The following is a 20114-nucleotide window of genomic DNA, read 5'->3' on the forward strand; positions in this document are numbered from 1 at the left end:
AGCCTCCCTTCCGAGTCGCCACTGTGGAAGGAAAGTTGTGTCACCTGGTTCTGAAACGATGCGGCACGACGGGGATTCGATCTACGCCCAGCTGCGCTCTGAAATCCTAGCGGGTGCAATTGCTCCGGCCACTCCCTTGCGGGAAGTTACCTTGGGGGAACGCTTCGGTGTCTCCCGCACGCCGGTGCGCGAGGCTCTTCGCCGCCTCCAGCACGACCGTCTTCTGGACCGCGGCGCCCGTGGACTGCAGGTCCATCAGGCAACACCCCAGGAAGTCATCCAGGTCTATGACGTGCGGATTCTTTTGGAACAGGAGGCGGCCGGGCAGGCGGCCCTGTCCCACGACATCACTGACATTATGCAGCTCGAAGGCCTGGTGGAACGTGACCGCGCACTTTCGGAGCCGGATGACAACACCCGGGCGTCGACGAACCTGGAGTTCCACGCTGCCGTCTGGGCGGCTGCGCACAATCCCGTGCTCCAGGATCTCCTGCAGCGGCTGTCCACCCACTTGATCCGCACGCCGCACTCGACTCTGTCTGTGGGAGAGCGTTGGGACGAGGCCCTGGCCGAGCATTCGAAGCTGGTCGCGGCCATCACCGCCGGCGACGAAACTGCTGCGCGGAACACCGCACGCGAGCACATGGAGACAGCCCGTCGGATCAGGCTAGACCTGCTGCGGAAATCGGCCTCCCACTAAGATCACTGCCGGGCTCTCCGGCTAGCTCTCCGGGCCCCGAAGCCCCAGCTTTTCTGCCTTCTCCCGGGCATCAGCCCGGTGCTGCCACGGTTGCGCAGACCGCTGCCGTTTGTAACTGCCGCGGTGGTGGCGAAGCGTTCGCACCCATCGAAGACTCGTAATGACTTGCCGTGATTGCGGTCACCATGCCACACTGTACTTCACTGTATACAGTCGTATTCCATCAAAGGAGATAGATCATGACAGCCATCACGGAGACGGACACCGTCGTTGAGTTCCGCGGAGTCGGCAAGCGCTTTGGCAGCATGCAGGCCCTGACCGGCATTGATTTGTCGGTGCGCCGTGGCGAGGTGGTCGTCATCCTGGGCCCGTCAGGGTCGGGCAAATCGACGCTGTGCCGGTGCATCAACCGGCTCGAAGCCATCGACGAGGGCCACATTCTCATCGACGGCCACGAACAGCCGGTGGAGGGCACGGATCTGTACAAGTTCCGTACCGAGGTGGGGATGGTCTTTCAGTCCTTCAACCTCTTCTCCCACAAGACCATCCTGGAGAACATCACCCTCGCCCCACGGAAAATTCTCGGCCTGGACAAACAGGCGGCAGAGACGCGGGCCCACGAACTGCTTGCCATGGTCGGCATCGCCGACAAGGCACACAGCCGGCCGTCCCAGCTCTCCGGAGGCCAGAAGCAGCGCGCGGCCATCGCCCGCGCACTGGCCATGGATCCCAAGGTCCTGCTCTTTGATGAACCGACGTCGGCGCTCGATCCGGAATCCACCCGCGAGGTTCTGGCGACCATGCGGAGCCTCGCGCAGAGCGGCACGACGATGATCGTCGTGACCCACGAGATGTCGTTCGCGCGGGCCTTCGCGGACCGGATCGTGTTCATGGCCGCCGGAGCCATCGTGGAAATTGCCGACCCTGAAACGTTTTTCACCTCCCCTTCCTCCGACCGGGCCAAAGCCTTCCTCTCCTCGGTCCACTAACAGCACCTGTGCAACGACGCACCCACCCTAAGGAGTCACCATGAAACGCCAGCACTTCCTGCCGGCCCTGGCCATCGCCGGCGCACTGGTCCTGGGCACCACAGCCTGCGGCGGCAGCACCCCGGCCGCCGAGACCCAACCGGCCCGGAGCTTCCCGGCCAACAGCACGATGGACAAGATCCAGAAACGCGGCAAAGTGATCGTCGGGGTCAAATTCGACCAGCCGCTCTTTGGCGTGAAGAATCCGGTCACCGGCAAGATGGAAGGCCTGGACATTGAGATGGCCAGAATCCTGGCCAGGGACCTCACCGGCAGTGCGGAGAATGTCGAGTTCGTTGAGGCGGTCACCAAAAACCGTGAGGCGTTCCTGCAGCAGAACAAGGTCGACGCCGTCATCGCCTCCTATGCAGTGACGGACGAACGGAAGAAAGTCGTCAGTTTCGCCGGACCCTACCTTGAGAGCAACGTGGCCCTGCTGGTACGCAAGGACGACAGCTCAGTGAACAAACCCGAGGACCTGGCCGGAAAGACCGTGTGTTCCACCACCGGGGCCCGCGCGGCCCAGCTCATCGGTGCGGCCGTGCCCGCGGCCAACGTGGTCCTGTTCAGCACCTACAGTGAATGCGCGCAGGCACTGAAGGATAAGAGGGTCGACGCGGTGACCACGACCGAGGCGATCCTGCTCGGTGTCCAGTCCCAGAATCCGGATGCCTACCGCATCGCGGACGGCCATTTGGCCGATGCCGAGGAATTTGCCATCGGCGTGGCCAAGGACGACGCAGCATTTCATGACTACCTCGATCAGCTCCTGACCAAGGCCATCGCGGACGGGGACTGGAAGAAGGCCTACGACGCCACGATCGGCCAGGTCAAGCCCGGCGACGTTACCCCGCCCAAAGTAACGCTGTAGGGATCCGCTGATGTCATTCCTTCTCAATCACCTCGGCGATTTCGGCCAGGGCGTGATGGTGACTCTGGGACTCGTTCTCCTGGGTGCCGCCGGTTCGGTGCTCCTGGGGACACTGCTCGCCGCACTGCGGACCAGCCCCATCAGGACGGCCCGGGCTGTTTCCTCGGCCTACGTGCTGATTTTCAGGAACGTGCCGCTTCCCGTGCAGATGGTGCTGTTCGTCTTCGGACTGCCGGTCCTGGGCATCCAGTACTCGCTCTACACCTCGGCCGCCATCGTCCTGGTGCTCTACACCGCGCCGTTCGTAGCCGAAACCCTGCGCGCGGGCCTGAACACCGTGGACCGCGGCGAGCTGGAAGCCGGACGCGCCCTGGGCTTCGGGCCGATGGCCTCACTGAAACTCATCGTCCTCCCGCAAGCCTTCGCCACGGTGACCAGACCGCTTGGCAACGTCTTCATCACCATGGTCAAGAACACCTCGGTCGCTGCCCTGGTGGGGGTATCCGAACTGACGTTCCTTTCGGACAAGATCGCGGTGGATGAGGCACAACCGTTCATTATCTTCGGCGGGGCCGCCCTCTGCTACCTCGTCATCGGGCTGGTCATCGGCCGGCTCGTATCCGCAGTCGATCAGAAGGTGGCGTTCAGCCGATGAGTACCGTATCGCTTTTTGACCCGGCCGGTCCGCGCGCCAAACGCCGCCACCTGCTCCTGGAAATCCTCACGGCCCTCATCGTGATCGCCGGCGCCTATCTGGTCTTCCGCGTCCTCTACGACAAAGGCGAGCTGAGCGCCGCGGCGTGGGCCCCGTTCGCCGAGTCCGGACTCTGGGCGCTTCTTGGCCAGGGGCTGTGGAACAACATTGCGGCCGCAGCCGTCGGCATGGTGCTGTCCATGATCACCGGATGCCTCCTGGCCTTCGGACTCGTCTCCACACACGCACCTCTGCGCAGGACCTGCCGGGTCTACACGGACGTCTTCAGCAGCATCCCCCTGCTCCTGCTGCTCTACTTCACGTCCCTGGTGCTGCCCAACTACGGCCTCAAACTCGGGGACTTCTGGTTCCTGGTCATCGCGTTGACCCTGTACAGCGGGGCCGTCATCGGTGACCTGCTGCGCTCCGGGATCCTCGCGCTGCCGCCGGGTCAGGCCGAGGCCTCCCTCGCACTGGGTTTCTCCCACGTCGGGACGCTGCGCCTGGTCCTGCTCCCGCAGGCCCTGCGGTCCATGAGTCCTGCTCTCGTGAGCCAGCTCATCATCCTCTTCAAGGGAACAGCACTGGCCTTTGTGCTCGGCGGCTACATGGAACTGCTGAGGTCCGCCACCGTCATCGGCCAGTACTACACCCGGTCCCTGCTGCAGGCCCAGTTTGTTGCCGCGCTGGGATTCCTGGTCGTCAACATCGCCCTCGGCGCCCTCGCCGTGGCCCTGGAGCGCCGCCAAAACCGCCTCGCCGCCCAGGAACCGCTCCCCGTGACAGCGGCAGAGCCAGCCCCCGTACCGGCCCACCGCTAACACCCCCGGGCCGCCTCTACCCCCAAATCACCCCTGCCAGACTGTGTATACAGTCAAATACTTATGAATTCAACATGAAGGAGACGGAAAACAATGGCTGATCAGAACGAACCTGCAGCGGGAAACCTCACCAAGGCCGACGTAATCGTCGTCGGCGGCGGAAATGCCGGATTCACGGCGGCCCACGCGGCTGCCGTCCGCGGACGAAAAGTCATCCTGCTCGAAAAAGGCACCAAAGACATGGCCGGCGGCAACAGCTTCTACACCGCCGGCGCCACACGCATCGTCCACAACGGCCTGGACGACCTCCAGGGGCTCGTGGAACCGGACGAACGGCACAGCCGGACCGTCGTTCCGCCCTACAGCGCTGAGGAATACGCGTCTGACCTGGAAAAGGTCACCGAAGGCCGCAACGACCCGGCACTGACGGAAGTCCTCATTGCCGAGAGCCAGTCCACCCTTCGGTGGCTCAACAGCCTGGGCCTGAAGTACCGCCTGATGTACGAGCGTCAGGCCTTCGAGCGTGCCGACGGGTCCTACCTCTTCTGGGGCGGCCTGCACGTGGGAAACGTAGGCGGCGGCGAAGGCCTGATCGAAGACCACACCCGGGTCGCTGCAGAGCTGGGCATCGAAGTCAGGTACGGCCAAGCGGCCCAAAGCCTCATCGTTGAGAACGGCCGTGTAGACGGCGTCGTCGTCAACACCGCTGAAGGGGAGCTGCGCCTGAGGGCAGAATCCGTGATCCTCGCCGCCGGAGGCTTCGAGGCGGACCCGAAGCGGCGGCGGGAGTACTTGGGCGAAGGCTGGGAAAACGCCAAGGTACGCGGCACTCCCTACAACACCGGCGACATGATCGCCGCAGCGTTGGAGATCGGCGCCACCAAGGGCGGAGACTGGGGCAGCTGCCACAGCGTCCAGTGGGATGCCTTTACCGCCACCAACGAAAGCAACCGCGAACTCACCAACCGCCTCACCCGGCAAAGCTACCCGTTTGGAATCATCGTCAACACTGACGGCAAGCGTTTCCTGGACGAGGGTGCCGACTTCCGGAACTACACCTACGCCAAATACGGCAAGGAAATCCTCAAGCAGCCCGGCTCGGTTGCGTACCAGATCTTCGACGCCGGCCTTCGGCCCATGCTGCGCAGCGAAGAATACGAGATGCCCGGCATCTCTGTCGAGGTCGCCGACACCCTCGAGGACCTGGCCGTCAAAATCGGCATAGACCCGGAAAGCTTGTCCAAAACCGTGACGGACTTCAACAGCTCGATCGAGCGCTCCACCCCGTTCGACCCCAACGTTAAGGATGGCCGGAAGGCCGCAACCGAACCGGTCAAGAGCAACTGGGCCGCCCCGATCGAAACCGGACCCTTCTACGCCTACGGCGTCACCTGCGGAATCACGTTCACCTTCGGTGGCATCAAATCCGACACCCACGGCCGCGTCCTGGACGCAGAGGGCAAGCACATCGAAGGCCTGTTCGTGGCAGGTGAAATGCTCGGCGGACTATTCAGCGTCAACTACCCGGGAGGCACCGGACTTGCTGCCGGGTGCGTCTTTGGGCGGCGGGCGGGCGGCCTGGCGTAGGGCACGGATCCACGGCACTTCTCCTCAAGAACCCGGGCGGGCCACCGCCGGCTTCACTCGCTCCGACGCTCGTCGCAGTGACCGGGACTGAGCGAAAGCCGGCTCTTGACGGCGAAAGCTCCCCGGGAGATTTGCCCTGATGTTCGCGAGCAAAACGGGTCTCCCGAGCGGACCATCACCACCGACTGCCGGCCCAATGCCCGGCACAGATGGGCGCTCTTCCCGCACTCCATCGCAACAGGCAGCCCGATAGTCGGGCGTGGGAAGAGAGCCCATATGGAGGAGGCAGGGTGGCGGAAACGCCGCCCTGCCACCTCCCCCGACGCTCAAACGATTCCGACACCGCAGTCGCCCCAACCCAAGGACAAGCCATGATGCCCCGATCGCCCGGATCTCATACAGAAAACCGGAAACCCGCCCCCATTGCCAACTGGTCCAAGCTCTCACGGGCCGACTACGTGCAAATCCACCAACACGGGGAAGTCATCGCTACCGGGCGCATCGACATGCTGGCAGCTGACGGCAGCGTGCTTTGGCTCCATCTGGCGGGCGGCAACGAAAGCGCCATCTTTCTCCGAGTATCCCTAAGTTGTTCTGTAAGTTCTCGCGGAACATCTCCATTGAACATAGCTGTGGAACGCGAGCCCACGCGCGAATCGCCGCATTCCGAAGGACCAATCCTAGCGTTCCACTTCCTAGGAACCGAGACAGCTTAAACCCAGAGAACGCCTGCCGGGTATCCGAAAATATCCGTCGATTCACTTGGCTCGATGGGTCCGCAGAAGACGAGGCCAACGCTGCGGTCGTCAAAGCAGCGTGAGCGTTTTCCGGCAGGTGCCCCGCCGGACCGCAGGCCGACAAACCTCCACGCACAGGGAGGCCTTCTGGCGGAAGGATGCCTGACGGCTGGTTCGGCTCAACGGGTGTTTAGGACGCCGAGTTCGTCTAAGAGAGCGGCTCATGGGCCGATTCCCGAGGCTCCCCGGGGTGCGGGAATACCTGCGACCATTCCCGCCCACAACAGGTCTGTTGTGGCAACCGTCAGGGCGCCGATAGAAGTTCCATCCAGGAGGTTGCCCGCCGCCAGCACAGCGGCTCCGTGCAGGCTCACGAAGCAGACGAGAGCGAGCAACTCGCGGTCCCCTGGCGCGAGCTCCCCGGCCTCCTGGGCTTCAGCGATGATCGCCCTGGCGACCGTCATGCCGTCTTCACCGATGCTGCGCAGTTCATTGCTGGCATCAGGATGGTGCTTGGTGGAGTGCATCACGGCCAACAGGACCGGATGGGCGACCGCGAAGTCCACATAGGCCCTGGCGATCCGGACAAAGCGTGACCGATGGTCTCCGGCGGCTTCGGACGCTTCTGTGATCCTCGCATTCATGCTGCGGAAACCGTCAAGGGCGAGGGCATCGAGAAGCGCCTGCTTGTCACGGAAATGCTTGCCGGGTGCCGCGTGGCTCACACCCAGGTCACGCGCTAGCTGCCGTAGGGAAAGTCCCTCGACTCCTGCTTCTTCGATGACTTCCCTTGCACGGGCGACCAACGCCTCGCGGAGCTTGCCGTGATGGTAGGGCTGATCGGTCATGAGATCAGTATAGCCACAAAGTAGTCATTGACTACAATGGTGCCACTGTCTACTATGTAGGCATTGGCTACATAGAGTGGCCGCCACACGGAATGGATTCGACATGACCATGAGCTACACCGGAACCACGGCACTCATCACTGGAGCGAGCTCCGGGCTCGGCGCGGAGTTTGCCGCACGATTTGCAGCGCGCGGGGCCAGCCTTGTGCTGGTCGCACGGCGGACCGACCGGCTTGAGGACCTCGCCCGGAAGCTGCGCGACTCGAGCGGCATTTCAGTGACTACGCTCTCGAAGGACTTAAGCCGTGCGGGAGCCGGAGCGGAACTCCGCGAGGAGCTCGCCGGCCGGGGCATCCGCATCGACACCCTGATCAACAACGCGGGCTTCGCCACGAGCGGCCCTTTGGTCAAGGAAGACCCCGCGGTCATCGCCTCGGAGATCTCCCTCAACGTGGCCTCTCTCGTTGAGACCACGCGGGCATTCCTCCCCGAGATGCTCGCCGCCGGGAGGGGCGCACTCATCAACGTGGCCAGTACCGCAGCTTTTCAGCCGGTACCTGGGATGGCGGTTTACGGAGCAACCAAGGCATTTGTCCTGAGCTTCACCGAAGCCGTGGCACATGAGACGAAGGAATCCGGCCTTCGCGTGCTCGCGCTCTGCCCGGGGGCTACCCGCACCGAGTTTTTCGATGTACTCGGGAGCCAGGCCGCAGCGGTCGGCCGGCTGCAGGGCGCCAGCGAGGTCATCGACACTGCCCTGCGCGCTCTCGATCGCCGCACTACACCCGTAAGCGTCGTCTCAGGCTTGGGAAATCGCCTGCTGGCCGGCATCGCCCAGCGCCTCCCCCGAAACATCTCCCTCGCCATGGCCGGCAGAGCCGTACAGGACTAGTGCTACTAGTCGCATTTCGCTTCGCCCTGTTGGTCTTCGCCACGCCCGTATCTTCACAACCCACCGAGGATGTAGCAATGAATCAGACACCCGACGTACTTCGTTATGCCGCCTTTACCACCACCCCCGACGGCGGAAATCCAGCGGGAGTAGTCCTGGACGCAACCCGCCTCGACGACGCCCGGATGCAGGCCATCGCGGCCGACATCGGGTATGCGGAAACGGTCTTTATCACCGAGGCGACGGTTGACGGAGACCCCCGCCGGAACCGTGTTCGGTACTTCTCCCCGATCGCCGAGGTGCCGTTTTGCGGCCATGCCACAATTGCTTTGGCCGTCGCGCTGTCAGGGCGAGATGGCGCGGGGACCTTTGTTTTCGAGACCCCGGTGGGGCCCGTCGTTATCGAGACTGCGGGCCAGGTCGCAGCGGTGACGGCAAGCTTCACGAGCGTGGAGCCGCGAGTGGCCGAGTTCCCCGATGGCGTCCTGAGCGCTCTGCTCGGGTTGCTCGGCGTGGACCGGGACGAGCTGCACCCCGGGTACCCTCCGATGATCGCTTTTGCCGGAAACTGGCACCCCATTCTCGTCTTCGCGGAACGAAAGACTTTTGACTCGTTCGTTTTCGACCCCGATCCCATGCGCACGCTGATGGATGCCCAGAACTGGGCCGGCACCGTCACGACGCTCTACGGGATGGGGCCGGACGAATTCGACTCGCGCAACCTCTTCCCGGTGGGCGCCATCACCGAAGATCCGGCGACCGGCTCGGCTGCCGCTGCCTTCGGCGGATACCTCCGCCTGCTCTCCCTCGTGGAACCGCCAAGCCGCGTGGTGGTGCGCCAGGGCAGCCACGTCGGCCGCCCGAGCAGACTCACCATTGATATTCCACCGCACGGCGGGATCATCGTGCACGGAGAAGCCGTCGAAATCGCTTGAGCCGTAGGGACTCCTTACTGCAGTGCGGGTGTGGGCACGCGGGCCCGGCGAACTCTCATCCTCAGAATCGCTATATGCGTGCTTTTTCTGGTACTTCCCGCGCGAGGAGGACCGCTACCAGGCCGAGCGCCGAACCGGTGACGCGCCGCTGCCACTTCGTCCAGTTCGGCCGGCCGGAGAGGAATGCAGAGATCGACCCGGCACCGAGGACGATCAGTGCGTTCACGAGTATGCTCACCGCGATCTGGATCGCTCCGAGGGAAAAGCCCTGGACAGTTGTTCCTCCACGGCCCGTATCGATGAACTGCGGAATGAGCGCAAGGTACATCACGGCTGTTTTTGGGTTCAGAAGGTTCGTGAGGAGGCCCATGCGGAAGAGCTTGCGTGCCGAATCGCGAGAGAGGGCGCGAACGTCGAAGACGCTGCGACCGCCGGGCTTGAGTGCCTGCCAGGCGAGGTAGGCCAAGTAGAGGACTCCCGCGGCTTTCATTGCCGCATAGAGCCACGGCACCGCTACGAACACCAACGCGAGCCCGAGGTTCGCCATCGTCATGTAGACGAGGAAGCCAGCACAGGTACCTGCGAGAGAAATCATTCCAGCCACTGGCCCTTGACTCACACTGCGCGAAACCAGGTAGACCATGTTCGGACCCGGCGTGAGCACCATGCCCAGTGCCGTTAGAGCCATCCCGCTTGCCGCGGCCATCGAAACCCCCGATCCGAGGTCCGTGGCCGCGATCACGCGCGCACCGTCCTGCTCGCTGGATACCTATATCGTGCCTGCGGATCGGCAGCCCAAGGAAAAATCATCATGCCTCCAACAATGATGTAATACCCTTATGCATCTCAACCCTTACGGTGAGTACGCGGTACTCCTTGCCGCCTCGTTGGCCAACGATTGGCCAGCCGATAGGGACGGCCTCGTGCAGCGGACTCGGGAGTTCGGTATGACGATGGACTACAGGCTCTCCGCCGGAGACGATCATGAGCAAACCCGCGCCGTCCTTGACGCGTGGCTCTCAGTCGTCGATGAACGCGATCCACGGAAAAGGGCCGATCTGTTGAACGCCCAAATGGCTGCTGCCGCCGCCTATCCGCGCCTCACCGATCACGACGGTGAAGGATGGCATCTTCACTACCGCGACCTCGACCAGGCTCTTCCACAGGTATTGCTCGCCGTGATCAGTGTCGGAACTGCACTGCACCTGAGCACTCGCGGCGCACATAGGCTCAGCCGGTGCGCCGCCGGGATGTCATCAGGTGATCCCTGCAGGGCGGTCGTGGTCGATGTCACGCGCAACGGTCGCCAGCGCTACTGCTCCGTGCGCTGCGCAAACCGTGACACCGTCCGCAATCACCGCGCCCGCGCGAAACAAGACCGCAACGCGCTGTAAGACGGTCCCCCCACGCCGCCGTTGGGCCGCTCCCCGCAGAGCCAAGTCCCCTACAAATGCTGGCGTGACTGTTAACTTCGTTGGCGGGTGAAGCGCAGCAGAAATACCGGCTTCCCGTTCCGTTGCGGAATCCTGCGGAGCACTGGCAGGCGCGCCTGGGGTTCCTGTGTCGGAGACTCGCCCGGTGATTACCGAACACGCGCTTTTGCCGGTCAGCCCCGGTCAAGAACATGCCTTCGAGCTGCCGTTTGGCGAGGCGCGGTCCATCACCGCTTCGATGGCTGGCTTCCGGAATTTGTCGTTCTCGCGTTCGGTCGAGTGGCCGAGCACCTATTTGCTACTCGTTGACGGATTGCCGCGCCCTACTGCACGACTTCTATGAGGTCGAACCGTGGCCAAAGGCAGTCCGCCCTTTCTTCCAAGTCGGCCATCCAAGTCGCGATTTACGATTACCAGCAGGACCCGGGAGCCTCGCAGCTACTGTCGCCTTTGACTAACGTTCAGAGGGAACAGGTTGTCCTGGGTACAAACTTCTGGTCCGTTTCGGCGACGAGGAAGACATCGATCGAATCCTCGTGCTCGTGGACGAATCCGTTGCGTTCGTAGAGACGTCTCGCCGGGCTGCCTTGGAGGACATTTAGCCGGAAAGGCCGATGATCGTGTTGCGCCATCAATACATGGCGCAGCACAGCGCCCCCGGACCCTGCCCTTGGTACTCCGGAGCTAGATAGAAGTGTTCAATCCATTTTTCATCCGATTCGGGGCGGACAGCAATGACACCCACCGCGGAGGCCTCAACTTCGATAACAAACGTGTGCGCTGGGTGAAAACCCGTGACGAAGCGCTCTCTGACGTGCACCGGATCCCAGCGTCCGAGCCGCTCGAGATCGGGACGCATGACTTGAGCGCGGAGCTCGGCAATCCATGAAGCGTCAGAGGGAAGGCTTGGGCGCAAAGACCAGACGGGCGGCATGTACTCATTGAAGCTGAAACTACTCGACACGACGAAATCCCGCAGGATCCCGGCCCGGTAGCTGTGGGCACGTTTCAATTCGGCGAAGGCTCCCACGACGCCGAAAGCATCAGGTTTGCCAGGGGCGAATCCTCCCCCGTGAAAGTCAGGTTTTCCTTGAGAAACTCGATCCTGACACCCTTCCGGGTGAGCTTCTGCACCAGGGACCGCAGGTCGTCCAGGTTCCGGGCGAGCCGGTCCATGCTGTGCACGCCCAGGGTGTCACCGTCACGAATGAAGCGCAAGAGCTCCTCAAGCTGTCTGGGGTCGGAACAAATCCACGGGTGCACGCCGACTTATGAAATATACGATCGGGACCAATCCGGCAGCCGCCTGCTTGTAGACACCCGACAAAATCCTGCCGCCATAGGAAAACTAGCGTCTGCTTGGAGGAATATCCGCAGCTAATCAGCGCAAAGGACGATCAATGACGATGCAGGAAGATCCGGCGACCACCGGGTATGAGATTCTCGAAACCGCCCGCCGGCAGGTCCTCGAGGAAGGACGCGGGCTGACGCAGGAGCAGCTGGTGGAGGTTTTGCGACTGCCCGATGTTGCCCTTCCGGCGGCGCTGCAGCTGGCCCATGAGGTCAGGCTCAGGCATTGCGGCGAGGACGTGGAGGTTGAGGGCATCGTCTCCATCAAGACCGGCGGCTGTCCCGAGGACTGCCACTTCTGCAGCCAGTCCGGCCTGTTCGACTCCCCCGTACGCGGCGTGTGGCTGGACATCCCGGAACTGGTCAAGGCGGCCAAGGAAACGGCCGCCACCGGAGCCACCGAGTTCTGCATCGTGGCGGCGGTCCGCGGACCCGACATCAAACTGATGAACCAGATCAAATTCGCAATCGACCGCATCAACGAAGAAGTGGAGATCAACATCGCCTGCTCGCTGGGCATGCTCACTCAGCGCCAGGTCGACCAGCTCAAAGAATGGGGCGTGCACCGCTACAACCACAACCTCGAAACCGCACGCAGCTACTTCCCCGAGGTAGTCACCACCCACAGCTACGAAGAACGGCTTGAGACCTGCAACATGGTCAAGGCCGCCGGGATGGAACTGTGCTGCGGTGCCCTCATTGGTATGGGCGAATCCATCGAGCAGCGCGCAGAACTCGCCGCCCAGCTGGCAGCCCTGGAACCGCATGAGGTCCCGCTGAACTTCCTGAACCCCCGGCCCGGGACACCGCTGGAAAACCAAGGCATCATGGACGGCAAGGACGCCCTCCGGGCGATCGCCGCGTTCCGCCTGGCGATGCCCCGCACCGTGCTGCGCTACGCCGGCGGCCGGGAACTGACCCTCGGGGACCTCGGCACCCGCGAAGGCCTCATGGGCGGCATCAACGCCGTCATCGTCGGCAACTACCTCACCACCTTGGGCCGTCCCGCGGACGCTGACCTGAACCTGCTGGTCGAGCTGAACATGCCCATCAAGGAACTCCAGAAGACACTATGAACCGGGCTTCGACGAGCTCAACCACCGGCGATGCAGCGAGCTCAACCACCGACTCCACCCCTAACTTTTGCGGCCACTGCGGCGAGCCGGACGACGGCGGCTCCCGGCCGCCGTCGGACCCTCACCTTCCCTGCCGGGAACTCCTGGTACTGGAACCCCCGCGTTATTGCGCCGCCTGCGGGCGGCGGATGAAGGTCCAGGTCACACCGACGGGCTGGAGCGCGGAGTGCTCCCGCCACGGGGTTCTGGTCCGATGACGCAGGATTCGGCGCAGATGGGCCCGATCCGGCGGGACCGCGCACGCCTGTGGCACCCTTATGCCCCGGCGTCCCCGGATCTTCCGTTGTGGGAGGTCGAGGCGGCCAGCTCTCCCCCACGCCGCCGGTAAACAAGGAGTCCGGAGAAAAGATCTTCAAGAAATCCCTGCAGGTCATGTCGTCAGCAGGACCGCGCGACATGAATAGGTACAGGACCAACCACGCCCAGCACAACCAGCCAGAAAGGAGACCCGGATGACGCCACCTCCCAGCAGGCGGAGGACTGACCAGCCAGGGCTCTGAACCCGCAACCCAAATAACCGAACAGGTCACCGCGGCGGCCATGCACCAGCCGCGACAAGCGTCAGAGGGACCCACTCCGGTCGACGTACACCCGTTAAAGCAAAAACCCCTCTGACGAGGGGGTTGCTGTGCCCGAGGTGGGACTCGAACTGCATTCCCTCCCTGGCAAACACTGACTCCCGCGGAAACGTGCGGAATCCGGCCCGATCCGACCACTGTACGACCCGATCCGGGCCGGCCTGTGGAAGTACCTCTCCGGGGTGGGGGTCGGGACGTCCCCATGCCCTCGGCACCGGACTTTCCAGGGCAACAGTAGGCTCAGAAAATGATTCGACGAGTAGATGAGGTCGCAGTGGATTGCCAAAGCCCGGCCGCACTTGCGGAGTTCTGGTCCTCGGTCCTCATTGGCGAACCAGTGAACTGCAGTGCGGGGCTGTCATTAGGACAAGGCCGTGACGGCCAGTCTCCGAACAATGGCCGTGCCGCCTTCCACGCACACGTCGGTGCCCAGGTGCGCGGACAGGGGGAAGACCAGATCGCTCAGGACCACCCTGCCGCCTTGCGCGAAGACCTCCACCGAGCACTGGTCGACGATTACACGTAGCCTTAGCACACCGCCGTCGAGCTTCACTGGTGCCGACTCAGCCGACGCGAACTTTCCGTGGAAGGCGGTGTTTCCGGAGTTGCGGCGATCAAGCGTGAGCCGGCTCATCACGGCATCGAAGCTGAGAACCGTTGCGGCGCTCCCGCCCGATCCGCCGAGAAGCCTGAAAGCAACGGTCCGGGCCGTGCCGGGCAGGATCTCGGCCTCGATCAGCTGGGCTGATCCGGGCGCCGCGGCGGGCAGTTGCACCAGGGAGTCGTGAAGTTTCAGGTCGTGGATGGTGCCGGCCGGCTCCCCACGGTCCAACGGCAGCACCGGGCGCTGCACCAGGCGCGGCAAACCGTCGACCGTCGCGAGTTCGACCTCGCGGGCAAGCGACATCCCGGAGCGCCACGGGGACGTGGGCAAAGAGTTGGCATAGTCCCAGTTGTTCATCCAGCCGATCATGATGCGGCGGTTCTCCGGGGCGTTGCTGAAGGAGACAGCGGCATAGTAGTCACGTCCCCAGTCGAGCCACAGGCAGTGTCTGAGATCCGTGGTCCCGTCGGCATCCGCTGGAGCAAGTGAATCAGAGTCGGCGGTGAACTGCACCCCATCGAAGTCGCCGACGAAGTACTGCCCTCCGGAGCCGCCGGCCACGGCACCCGGGTTGATGTTGACCACCAGGACCCACTTGACGTTGTCCGGGTCTCCGTCGACGGGGAGCGGGAACAGGTCGGGGCATTCCCATTCGCCTCCTGTGGCGTTTGCGGGGCCGAAGGTGCTCAGGTATTCCCAGTCCTTGAGGTTGGCCGAGCGGTACAGCACAACCTGCTGGTGCTGGGCCTCCACCGCCACCATGACCCAGCAGGAACCGGCCGGTACCTCGTAGCGGAACACCTTGGGGTCCCGGAAATGGGCCGAGCCGCGGCCAAGCACCGGGTTGCCAGCGTATTTGCTCCACGTCATGCCGGCGTCCGTGGAGAACGCGAGAGACTGGGCTTGTGTCCCCTGGTGCACCGAGCCTTCCTTGAAGGCGCTCGTGTAGATGGCCACGAGGGCCGGATCTTCCACCGTGCCGAATCCCGAGGTATTGCCGTGGTCCACCACGATACTGCCGGAAAAGACGTCTTCATCCTCGTCGCAGGCGATGGCAACCGGGTGTTCGGTCCAGTGCAGAAGGTCGGTTGAGGTGGCGTGTCCCCAGGACATGTTGCCCCAGACGTTGTCGAAGGGGTTGTTTTGGTAGAAGAGATGGTAGACGCCCTGGTGCCACACCAGTCCGTTGGGGTCGTTCAGCCACGTGTTCTTGGCTGTGTAGTGAAGTATCGGCCGGATGTTGGGGGCGGTGTCTTCGGCGGGGCTGGCAGGGTGCGTTGTTGTTTCAGTCATGGGAGTTCTTTCGGGAAGTTTGGGCCAGTTCCAGGGATCGGATCAGTTCTGCCCGTGTTGGCGGGTTCGCTCCGTGCCGTCCGACGGTTATGGCCGCAGCGAGCGAGGCGGCTGTTCCCAGGCGGGTGAGTTTGCCGTAGCCGAAATCGTCCTCGGGGTCCTGGATGAGGCCCTCGATAAGCGATGACATGTAAGAGTCGCCTGCGCCGACAGTGTCTTTGACGACCACTGGCGATGCCGGCACTTCGATCTCGGCGGCATTCGACCGCAGATAGGATCCGGATGCGCCATCCGTGATGATTGCCAGTTCTGTCCCGAGATCAAGCAGCCGCCGCGCGATGTCGTGAGGGGACGTGCCGGGGTAGAGCCACTGGGCATCGTCCGTACTGAGCTTCACGACCGTAGTCAGGGCAACTGTGTGTTCGAAGGTCCTGAGCGCTTCAGCGTGGCTGTGGAGCAGTGTCGGGCGGATGTTGGGGTCGTACGTGATCAAGCAGCGGCGGGAGAACAGTTCCAGCAAGGACCGGACTTGGGTTGCTCCGGGTTCCATGAAGGAGGCCAGTGACCCCGTGTGCAGCACCTTCGGGAGGAACGTGGGGCTGATTTGGGGGAGGTTCCATTCGAAGTCGAATTCGTACTCTGCGGAACCACTGCTGTCCAGAAGCGCCCGGGCAGTGGATGTGCGGTTGAGGTGCTCGGCTCCCGGAAGCAGGCGTACTCCTGCGGTGGCCAGGTGCCGTTGGATGCTCTTGCTGCGTTCATCTCTGCCCAGCGCGGTGAGGAATGCGGTGCTGACGCCTAGCCGACCGAGTCCGAACGCGACGTTCATACCCGATCCGCCTGGAAACTCGATGGGCCCTGCGGCGGTGTCAATGATGTCGATTATGGCCTCGCCGACGACGACGACATCCGTTTCAGGGCAGGGGGGAACTGGGGTGCTGTGCATTTGAGGTCCTTGGAGGGTTGTGCGCGTCTCTTACTGGACGCGCTCGAGGTCAGGTGTTGGCGTGTGTAGACGAGTCCGGTGCCGCTCTGCTGGAAGCGTCCGTATGTTTTGGGGAGGCGACGGAATCGCGAAGGACCATGGGACAGGGAAGAGTGGTCGGGTGAGCGGCGAACAGGTGCAGGTCGGTTTTTCCCTCGATGGCGTCGATCAGGTTTTCGGTTGCCCATGCGCCCATTTCGTAGTGGGGCAGGGCGACGGTTGTCAGTGCGGGGTAGAGGTTTTCGGCGATGAGTTGTTGGTTGTCGAAACCGACGAAGGAAATGTCGTCCGGAATCCTGAGACCAAGTTCACCGGCGGCCCGGTACGCCCCCATGGCCATGCGGTCGTTGTAGCAGAACACGGCCGTGGGCCGGTTCGGGGGTTTCAGGAGGCGCAGCGCCGCCTGGTAACCCCCGGAAACTTCCGAGTGCTCGGACTGGACCAGTTCTGCGTGGAACGGCAGCCCGGCATCTGCCAGCGTGTCCTTGAAGGCCCTGAGCCGGGAGTGAGTTGCTGGCACGTCGTCGGTGTTGTTGAGCATGCCGATCCGGGTGTGCCCGGCGTCGATCAGGGTTTGCACGGCTGACCGTGCACCGCCGATTTCGTCGGGGATAACGGAGGAAACAGTTTGGCTGATGTCTTCGGAGTCCACCAGGACTGCCGGGAGTCCGACGAGGTTCTTGGGGACGGCCAGTTTGCGGTGATACATCGTGGCGTACAGAATGCCGTCTACCTGCCGGTCCAGCAGATCCGCCACATCACTTTCCCTGGAATCCTGGGAGCTGGTGCTGGTGGAGTTGATGATCATGATGTTGTATCCGCGGGCCCGCGCCGTTTCCTCGGCCCCGAGGATGATCCTGCCTGCGTGGGGGGTGGTGGCGATTTCCTCGCTGATGAACCCGATCATCCCGGAGCGTTGGGTGCGCAGGGCCTGGGCGAGCCGGTTGGGCCCGTAACCCAGCCGTTGGGCCGCTTCGTGGACCCGTTCCCTCGTCTCCACCCCCACCCGGGCGTAGGCAACGTCATTGAGGACGTGGGAGACCGTCGTGACAGAGACGCCGGCTGCGGCTGCCACGTCCTTGATGCCAACCGACTTGTTCATTTGTCTCCCACGTCCTTATGTTGATGCTGATTCTACGTCCGGGTAATTGCTTAGTGCGTTTTATTCGTCCCAGGGGCCGGATGGCGATCCCCGGGGGTCTCGCCGGGCCTGAGCCGGATACTGGTCCACAAGTGCATGTGCCGCCTCGACACCGATCGTGGGTGTGGCCCTAAAGGCGTTAACAGCCCTGTCTGCGATAACTTGGGCGTCACTTCCGGAATCAAGGATCGTATTCCGCGCTGATTCGGAATCGACCATGACGGCCGTAACGGCGAGGCCGTCCGAAGCCTCGGTCGTCAACAGAGCGTCCACCTGAGCCGAGAAGCAGGAGTCACTTGACTTGGAGTGAACGTCCATCGCCACCACGTGGTTGTTGGAGACGAAGTTGCCAACCCCCGCCATCAGCCGGATGATGACAGGCGTCGCACCTGTCGGCCGGATGCTCTGTGAGTCGATGATCTGGGAGAAGTGGTTGCCGACGACAGAGTTGTTGCTGCCGCTGACACAGAGAAGTCCGTTGAGGTCATTCAGTCCGTTGTCGACTCCCAGGAAGGGCGTCCAGGGCTCATGGTCACGCAGGAAGTGGTTCGTGGCCACGAGGTTTTCCGAACTATTCGCTTCGAGAATCAGCATCCCAGGGTAGAACGAATGCAAACGGTTGTTGGTGATGCTTGAACGCGTGACGCCGTTGAGATGGACGCTGCTCGCCCCGCGGGGGAAGACGTTGTTCGCGGTTATCAGGAGCCCGCCGTGGTTCTCGGCGTAAATCGAGTGACCCTTGAAGCCTGCTCCGACCAGGTTGTCGGTGATCTTTGATGCTTGTCCCCACCCGCGCAGCTCGATACAGCTTCCGCATTCAGCGATGAAGTTGTCGTGAACGGAAAGCGCGTCCGCGTTGTAGATGGTGAGGGCGTTTTCAAGGTAGACGAACCCCATGCCGGTTACGCGGAATGAGTCATTGGCGTTCGCGACATAGATACCGGTCTTGCCGTTGACGTAGGTGTTCTCCGGATGCATCCCCGAGCCGTCCGAGTTGAAGTGCAACCCGTCGATGCAGAAGTTGGAGAACTCGACCGAGCTGATCCGCGGACTCCCGCTTCGCTCAACGTAGAAGGCGGCTCCCTTGGATTCCTCCCCGTCTCCGCCGAGGGGAATGTCGACGAGAATGCGACTCCCTCCGGGCCACAGCTCATGCAAGTCGGGCCATTCGTCTTCGGGAACGTTGAACCGGATGCTCGACGACGTAAAGCCGTGTCCCGACCCATGGATCCTGAGGAAGCTGACGTCGATCACCACCTGCGTACGAAGGTGGTAGTCCCCGGGCGGAATGTAGATCACCGCGCCTGGCTTTCCTCCGTTATTCGCATCGGTGACCGTCTGCCGGTCTTTGATGTCAGCGATGATGCTGTTGATTACTTCACCGACGTCCTCGGACGGATTGCCGACGGGCCACGTAGTCACGTCGTAGCAGTTGTTGCTTGACATAGGTTCTTCCCTTTGTGCTGTGGTTTCTCAGCCCTTGACGGCGCCGAGCGTCATGCCTGCGACGATCTTGCGCTGCAGGAGAAGTGTGAGGAGGATGACCGGAATCGAGTAGACGGCGGCCAGCGCCGTCATGGATCCCCAGTCGAGTCCGAACTGGGTCTGGAAATTCGCGATAACCACGGGGGTGGTCTGGGAACGGACCGCGGTCATCAGGAGGGCGAAGAGGAACTCGTTCCAGGAGGCCAGGAAGGCGAAGATCGCGGTGACTGCGATGCCGCCGGAGACCACCGGGATGACCACCCGCCAGAGGGCGCCGAGCCTGCTGCACCCGTCCACTGTGGCCGCCTCTTCAAGGTCATTGGGAACTGCCTCGAAGAAGCTGGACATGAGCCAGATGGACAGTGGCAGCGAGATGGTGGTGTGCGCGATGGACAGCGCGATCGGGGTGTCCGCGAGTCCCGCAGAGGACATCATCGATGCCAACGGGATGCCGATGGCGACCGGCGGGACCATCCGTGTGACCAGTGCGGCCATGATGAACACCCGGCCACTCGGTGTCTTGTAGCGGGTGATCCCGTACGCCGCGGGAACCGCCAGGACCAGGGACAGCAGGGTGCTGATGATGGCGGTCTGGGCGCTGTTGATGAACGAGGCCAGAACTCCGCTGCGGCCCAGGGCGTTGGTGTAGTTCTCCAGCGTCCATTCCTTGGGAAGGATGGTGGGCGGCACCGCGATGGTGTCGATCGGCGCCTTGAAGGAAGTGAACAGCAGGTAGAGGAACGGGAATCCGTAGAGGACCATCGCCGCTGCAAGGATGATCCACAGCAGGGTGCGGGTGCTGCGTCTGCCGGCTTCCAGGCCTTCGGCGTGGTGATTTCTACGGCGGGGACGACCCGTGCCCGAGACTGCCGAAGTGGGCGTCGCCGGCTCGACCGTCAGGGCTCCGGTGGGGGCAGCACCGGCAGTGGCACCGGACGCCTTGGTGCCGGTGGCCGGGATGGCCGAGACGGCGCCTGCGGGCCGGGGGCGGTAGGC

General features: G+C 63.1%; 20 protein-coding genes and 1 pseudogene. 12 read left to right on the forward strand and 9 right to left on the reverse strand.

The window, feature by feature from the left end:
* Window positions 1–37 precede the first annotated feature (37 nt).
* The 6 genes from ARTB_RS07635 to tcuA all read left to right on the forward strand — a co-directional run bounded on the left by ARTB_RS07635 (window position 38) and on the right by tcuA (window position 5701).
* Window positions 38–700 (forward strand): GntR family transcriptional regulator, encoded by a 663-nt coding sequence (locus ARTB_RS07635; protein WP_243178471.1) that lies wholly within the window; start codon window positions 38–40, stop codon window positions 698–700.
* A gap of 239 nt (window positions 701–939) precedes the next feature.
* Window positions 940–1689 (forward strand): amino acid ABC transporter ATP-binding protein, encoded by a 750-nt coding sequence (locus ARTB_RS07640; RefSeq protein WP_243178473.1) that lies wholly within the window; start codon window positions 940–942, stop codon window positions 1687–1689.
* 40 nt (window positions 1690–1729) lie between these two features.
* A complete protein-coding gene (locus ARTB_RS07645) occupies window positions 1730–2599 on the forward strand; it encodes a glutamate ABC transporter substrate-binding protein (protein ID WP_243178474.1) in 870 nt (289 codons plus the stop codon).
* Window positions 2600–2609: 10 nt separating this feature from the next.
* Entirely contained in the window at window positions 2610–3254 is a 645-nt protein-coding gene (locus ARTB_RS07650) for an amino acid ABC transporter permease (RefSeq protein WP_243178475.1), read from the forward strand.
* Window positions 3251–4114, forward strand: coding sequence for an amino acid ABC transporter permease (locus tag ARTB_RS07655; RefSeq protein ID WP_243178476.1), 864 nt, complete (start codon window positions 3251–3253; stop codon window positions 4112–4114). Before ARTB_RS07650 ends, ARTB_RS07655 begins: the two co-directional genes overlap by 4 nt.
* A 93-nt stretch (window positions 4115–4207) precedes the next feature.
* Window positions 4208–5701 (forward strand): FAD-dependent tricarballylate dehydrogenase TcuA, encoded by a 1494-nt coding sequence (tcuA, locus tag ARTB_RS07660; RefSeq protein ID WP_243178478.1) that lies wholly within the window; start codon window positions 4208–4210, stop codon window positions 5699–5701.
* Window positions 5702–6659: 958 nt separating this feature from the next.
* On the opposite strand, the gene ARTB_RS07665 is transcribed toward tcuA, so the two are convergent.
* Complete coding sequence (locus tag ARTB_RS07665; RefSeq protein ID WP_243178480.1) at window positions 6660–7286, reverse strand: TetR/AcrR family transcriptional regulator; 627 nt, start codon at window positions 7284–7286, stop codon at window positions 6660–6662.
* Window positions 7287–7389: 103 nt separating this feature from the next.
* Between ARTB_RS07665 and ARTB_RS07670 the strand changes: the two genes are divergently transcribed.
* Window positions 7390–8178, forward strand: coding sequence for an SDR family NAD(P)-dependent oxidoreductase (locus tag ARTB_RS07670; protein ID WP_243178483.1), 789 nt, complete (start codon window positions 7390–7392; stop codon window positions 8176–8178).
* Between the two features lie 77 nt (window positions 8179–8255).
* Window positions 8256–9113: a PhzF family phenazine biosynthesis protein gene (locus ARTB_RS07675; protein ID WP_243178484.1), complete on the forward strand. Its 858-nt coding sequence runs from the start codon at window positions 8256–8258 to the stop codon at window positions 9111–9113.
* A gap of 70 nt (window positions 9114–9183) precedes the next feature.
* Here ARTB_RS07675 and ARTB_RS07680 read toward each other — a convergent pair whose 3' ends face one another.
* Window positions 9184–9855 (reverse strand): LysE family translocator, encoded by a 672-nt coding sequence (locus ARTB_RS07680; RefSeq protein WP_243178486.1) that lies wholly within the window; start codon window positions 9853–9855, stop codon window positions 9184–9186.
* A 97-nt stretch (window positions 9856–9952) separates the two neighbouring features.
* Here ARTB_RS07680 and ARTB_RS07685 point away from each other — a divergent pair, with 97 nt between their 5' ends.
* Both ARTB_RS07685 and ARTB_RS07690 read left to right on the forward strand, forming a co-directional pair.
* On the forward strand, window positions 9953–10507 hold the full coding sequence (locus ARTB_RS07685; protein WP_243178487.1) for a CGNR zinc finger domain-containing protein: 555 nt from the start codon (window positions 9953–9955) through the stop codon (window positions 10505–10507).
* 184 nt (window positions 10508–10691) lie between these two features.
* Window positions 10692–10889, forward strand: coding sequence for an antibiotic biosynthesis monooxygenase family protein (locus tag ARTB_RS07690; protein ID WP_243178494.1), 198 nt, complete (start codon window positions 10692–10694; stop codon window positions 10887–10889).
* A 288-nt stretch (window positions 10890–11177) separates the two neighbouring features.
* On the opposite strand, the gene ARTB_RS21845 is transcribed toward ARTB_RS07690, so the two are convergent.
* Window positions 11178–11480, reverse strand: a complete 303-nt coding sequence (locus tag ARTB_RS21845; protein WP_368859393.1) for a GNAT family N-acetyltransferase — start codon at window positions 11478–11480, stop codon at window positions 11178–11180.
* Window positions 11481–11546: 66 nt separating this feature from the next.
* Window positions 11547–11779, reverse strand: a pseudogene (locus tag ARTB_RS07700) (recombinase family protein); the annotation flags it as partial.
* 167 nt (window positions 11780–11946) lie between these two features.
* On the opposite strand from ARTB_RS07700, the gene bioB reads away from it, so the two are divergent.
* Both bioB and bsaP read left to right on the forward strand, forming a co-directional pair.
* A complete protein-coding gene (gene bioB / locus ARTB_RS07705; protein ID WP_243178495.1) occupies window positions 11947–12972 on the forward strand; it encodes a biotin synthase BioB in 1026 nt (341 codons plus the stop codon).
* A complete protein-coding gene (bsaP, locus tag ARTB_RS21925) occupies window positions 12969–13229 on the forward strand; it encodes a biotin synthase auxiliary protein BsaP (RefSeq protein WP_084476061.1) in 261 nt (86 codons plus the stop codon). Before bioB ends, bsaP begins: the two co-directional genes overlap by 4 nt.
* Window positions 13230–13971: 742 nt before the next feature.
* On the opposite strand, the gene ARTB_RS07710 is transcribed toward bsaP, so the two are convergent.
* From ARTB_RS07710 to ARTB_RS07730, 5 genes are read right to left on the reverse strand one after another with little or no spacing between them, the layout of a single operon-like run.
* A complete protein-coding gene (locus ARTB_RS07710; RefSeq protein WP_243178496.1) occupies window positions 13972–15507 on the reverse strand; it encodes a glycoside hydrolase family 32 protein in 1536 nt (511 codons plus the stop codon).
* The gene (locus ARTB_RS07715; RefSeq protein ID WP_243178497.1) at window positions 15500–16453 is read right to left on the reverse strand and encodes a carbohydrate kinase family protein; all 954 of its coding nucleotides are present in this window, start codon (window positions 16451–16453) and stop codon (window positions 15500–15502) included. Before ARTB_RS07715 ends, ARTB_RS07710 begins: the two co-directional genes overlap by 8 nt.
* A 49-nt stretch (window positions 16454–16502) precedes the next feature.
* Window positions 16503–17594, reverse strand: coding sequence for a LacI family DNA-binding transcriptional regulator (locus ARTB_RS07720; RefSeq protein ID WP_243178498.1), 1092 nt, complete (start codon window positions 17592–17594; stop codon window positions 16503–16505).
* Window positions 17595–17654: 60 nt separating this feature from the next.
* On the reverse strand, window positions 17655–19079 hold the full coding sequence (locus ARTB_RS07725; protein ID WP_243178499.1) for a right-handed parallel beta-helix repeat-containing protein: 1425 nt from the start codon (window positions 19077–19079) through the stop codon (window positions 17655–17657).
* Between the two features lie 27 nt (window positions 19080–19106).
* Window positions 19107–19937 carry a carbohydrate ABC transporter permease gene (locus ARTB_RS07730; protein ID WP_308197232.1) on the reverse strand — a complete coding sequence of 277 codons (831 nt, stop codon included), beginning with the start codon at window positions 19935–19937 and terminating at the stop codon, window positions 19107–19109.
* Window positions 19938–20114 lie beyond the last annotated feature (177 nt).

Origin of the sequence: Arthrobacter humicola (genome assembly GCF_022803015.1) — a bacterium.
In the GTDB taxonomy this organism is placed as follows: Bacteria; Actinomycetota; Actinomycetes; order Actinomycetales; family Micrococcaceae; genus Arthrobacter; species Arthrobacter humicola_A.

Coding starts and splice junctions, on each gene's coding strand:
- bsaP (WP_084476061.1), top strand. CDS start 12,969: ATGAACCGGGCTTCGACGAGCTCAACCACCGGCGATGCAGCGAGCTCA.
- ARTB_RS07715 (WP_243178497.1), bottom strand. CDS start 16,453: ATGCACAGCACCCCAGTTCCCCCCTGCCCTGAAACGGATGTCGTCGTC.
- ARTB_RS21845 (WP_368859393.1), bottom strand. CDS start 11,480: ATGCCGCCCGTCTGGTCTTTGCGCCCAAGCCTTCCCTCTGACGCTTCA.
- ARTB_RS07720 (WP_243178498.1), bottom strand. CDS start 17,594: ATGAACAAGTCGGTTGGCATCAAGGACGTGGCAGCCGCAGCCGGCGTC.
- ARTB_RS07670 (WP_243178483.1), top strand. CDS start 7,390: ATGACCATGAGCTACACCGGAACCACGGCACTCATCACTGGAGCGAGC.
- ARTB_RS07725 (WP_243178499.1), bottom strand. CDS start 19,079: ATGTCAAGCAACAACTGCTACGACGTGACTACGTGGCCCGTCGGCAAT.
- ARTB_RS07645 (WP_243178474.1), top strand. CDS start 1,730: ATGAAACGCCAGCACTTCCTGCCGGCCCTGGCCATCGCCGGCGCACTG.
- ARTB_RS07665 (WP_243178480.1), bottom strand. CDS start 7,286: ATGACCGATCAGCCCTACCATCACGGCAAGCTCCGCGAGGCGTTGGTC.
- ARTB_RS07685 (WP_243178487.1), top strand. CDS start 9,953: ATGCATCTCAACCCTTACGGTGAGTACGCGGTACTCCTTGCCGCCTCG.
- ARTB_RS07655 (WP_243178476.1), top strand. CDS start 3,251: ATGAGTACCGTATCGCTTTTTGACCCGGCCGGTCCGCGCGCCAAACGC.
- ARTB_RS07640 (WP_243178473.1), top strand. CDS start 940: ATGACAGCCATCACGGAGACGGACACCGTCGTTGAGTTCCGCGGAGTC.
- tcuA (WP_243178478.1), top strand. CDS start 4,208: ATGGCTGATCAGAACGAACCTGCAGCGGGAAACCTCACCAAGGCCGAC.
- ARTB_RS07710 (WP_243178496.1), bottom strand. CDS start 15,507: ATGACTGAAACAACAACGCACCCTGCCAGCCCCGCCGAAGACACCGCC.
- ARTB_RS07675 (WP_243178484.1), top strand. CDS start 8,256: ATGAATCAGACACCCGACGTACTTCGTTATGCCGCCTTTACCACCACC.
- bioB (WP_243178495.1), top strand. CDS start 11,947: ATGACGATGCAGGAAGATCCGGCGACCACCGGGTATGAGATTCTCGAA.
- ARTB_RS07650 (WP_243178475.1), top strand. CDS start 2,610: ATGTCATTCCTTCTCAATCACCTCGGCGATTTCGGCCAGGGCGTGATG.